This window comes from Peribacillus sp. NPDC097224 (assembly GCF_044761985.1).
Classification (GTDB): Bacteria; Bacillota; Bacilli; order Bacillales; family DSM-1321; genus Peribacillus.
Genome location: NZ_JBIWDK010000021.1, coordinates 1,712 through 4,725, shown reverse-complemented (window position 1 = coordinate 4,725; position 3,014 = coordinate 1,712). Strand labels below are relative to the sequence as shown.

The 3,014-nt window shown below is 51.9% G+C and carries 1 rRNA gene; it reads right to left on the bottom strand.

Going from position 1 to position 3,014, the window contains the following annotated elements:
* Positions 1-6: 6 nt before the first annotated feature.
* A 23S ribosomal RNA gene (locus ACIQXR_RS20510) occupies positions 7-2,940 on the bottom strand.
* Positions 2,941-3,014 lie beyond the last annotated feature (74 nt).

Here is a 3,014-nt window from a genome sequence, read left to right as displayed (position 1 = left end):
AAAGCGTTGGTTAAGTCCTCGATCTATTAGTATCAGTCAGCTCCACATGTCGCCACGCTTCCACCTCTGACCTATCAACCTGATCATCTTTCAGGGATCTTACTAGCTTGCGCCATGGGAAATCTCATCTTGAGGGGGGCTTCATGCTTAGATGCTTTCAGCACTTATCCCTTCCGCACGTAGCTACCCAGCTATGCCTTTGGCAAGACAACTGGTACACCAGCGGTGCGTCCATCCCGGTCCTCTCGTACTAAGGACAGCTCCTCTCAAATTTCCTGCGCCCGCGACGGATAGGGACCGAACTGTCTCACGACGTTCTGAACCCAGCTCGCGTACCGCTTTAATGGGCGAACAGCCCAACCCTTGGGACCGACTACAGCCCCAGGATGCGATGAGCCGACATCGAGGTGCCAAACCTCCCCGTCGATGTGGACTCTTGGGGGAGATAAGCCTGTTATCCCCGGGGTAGCTTTTATCCGTTGAGCGATGGCCCTTCCATGCGGAACCACCGGATCACTAAGCCCGACTTTCGTCCCTGCTCGACTTGTAGGTCTCGCAGTCAAGCTCCCTTGTGCCTTTACACTCTGCGAATGATTTCCAACCATTCTGAGGGAACCTTTGGGCGCCTCCGTTACTCTTTAGGAGGCGACCGCCCCAGTCAAACTGCCCACCTGACACTGTCTCCCACCCCGATAAGGGGCGCGGGTTAGAATTTCAATACAGCCAGGGTAGTATCCCACCAACGCCTCCACCGAAGCTAGCGCTCCGGCTTCTCAGGCTCCTACCTATCCTGTACAAGCTGTAACAAAATTCAATATCAGGCTGCAGTAAAGCTCCACGGGGTCTTTCCGTCCTGTCGCGGGTAACCTGCATCTTCACAGGTACTATAATTTCACCGAGTCTCTCGTTGAGACAGTGCCCAGATCGTTACACCTTTCGTGCGGGTCGGAACTTACCCGACAAGGAATTTCGCTACCTTAGGACCGTTATAGTTACGGCCGCCGTTTACTGGGGCTTCGGTTCAAAGCTTCGCTTGCGCTAACCTCTCCCCTTAACCTTCCAGCACCGGGCAGGTGTCAGCCCCTATACTTCGCCTTGCGGCTTCGCAGAGACCTGTGTTTTTGCTAAACAGTCGCCTGGGCCTATTCACTGCGGCTTTTCTGGGCTATTCACCCTAAAAAGCACCCCTTCTCCCGAAGTTACGGGGTCATTTTGCCGAGTTCCTTAACGAGAGTTCTCTCGCACACCTTAGGATTCTCTCCTCGCCTACCTGTGTCGGTTTGCGGTACGGGCACCTTACATCTCACTAGAGGCTTTTCTTGGCAGTGTGGAATCAGGAACTTCGGTACTATATTTCCCTCGCCATCACAGCTCCGCCTTAATGGAAACGGGATTTGCCTCGTTTCCGGCCTAACTGCTTGGACGCGCATATCCAACAGCGCGCTTACCCTATCCTTCTGCGTCCCCCCATCGTTCAAACGATGTATAGGTGGTACAGGAATATCAACCTGTTGTCCATCGCCTACGCCTTTCGGCCTCGGCTTAGGTCCCGACTAACCCTGAGCGGACGAGCCTTCCTCAGGAAACCTTAGGCATTCGGTGGAAGGGATTCTCACCCTTCTTTCGCTACTCATACCGGCATTCTCACTTCTAAGCGCTCCACCAGTCCTTACGGTCTGACTTCAACGCCCTTAGAACGCTCTCCTACCATCGACACCATACGGTGTCAATCCACAGCTTCGGTGATACGTTTAGCCCCGGTACATTTTCGGCGCGGAGTCACTCGACCAGTGAGCTATTACGCACTCTTTAAATGGTGGCTGCTTCTGAGCCAACATCCTGGTTGTCTAAGCAACTCCACATCCTTTTCCACTTAACGTATACTTTGGGACCTTAGCTGGTGGTCTGGGCTGTTTCCCTTTCGACTACGGATCTTATCACTCGCAGTCTGACTCCCAAGAATAAGTATTTGGCATTCGGAGTTTGACTGAATTCGGTAACCCGTTGGGGGCCCCTAGTCCAATCAGTGCTCTACCTCCAATACTCTCATCTTGAGGCTAGCCCTAAAGCTATTTCGGAGAGAACCAGCTATCTCCAGGTTCGATTGGAATTTCTCCGCTACCCACACCTCATCCCCGCACTTTTCAACGTGCGTGGGTTCGGGCCTCCATTCAGTGTTACCTGAACTTCACCCTGGACATGGGTAGATCACCTGGTTTCGGGTCTACGACCTCATACTCATTCGCCCTATTCAGACTCGCTTTCGCTGCGGCTCCGTCTTATCAACTTAACCTCGCATGAAATCGTAACTCGCCGGTTCATTCTACAAAAGGCACGCCATTACCCATTAACGGGCTTTGACTACTTGTAGGCACACGGTTTCAGGATCTATTTCACTCCCCTTCCGGGGTGCTTTTCACCTTTCCCTCACGGTACTGGTTCACTATCGGTCACTAGGTAGTATTTAGCCTTGGGAGATGGTCCTCCCTGCTTCCGACGGGATTTCTCGTGTCCCGCCGTACTCAGGATCCACTCAGGAGGGAACGAAGTTTCAACTACAGGGTTTTTACCTTCTTTGACGGACCTTTCCAGGTCACTTCATTTACCCCGTTCCTTTGTAACTCCATATTGAGTGTCCTACAACCCCAAGAGGCAAGCCTCTTGGTTTGGGCTACATTCCGTTTCGCTCGCCGCTACTCAGGAAATCGCTATTGCTTTCTCTTCCTCCGGGTACTTAGATGTTTCAGTTCCCCGGGTCTGCCTTCAATACCCTATGTATTCAGGTAGAGATACTGTTCCATTACGAACAGTGGGTTTCCCCATTCGGAAATCTCCGGATCAAAGCTTACTTACAGCTCCCCGAAGCATATCGGTGTTAGTCCCGTCCTTCATCGGCTCCTAGTGCCAAGGCATCCACCGTGCGCCCTTTCTAACTTAACCGTTAAAAAGATCTTACTGATGCTTTGAAAAAAATTAATTGCCTTCTATCTATTATCTAGTTTTCAAGGAACAAT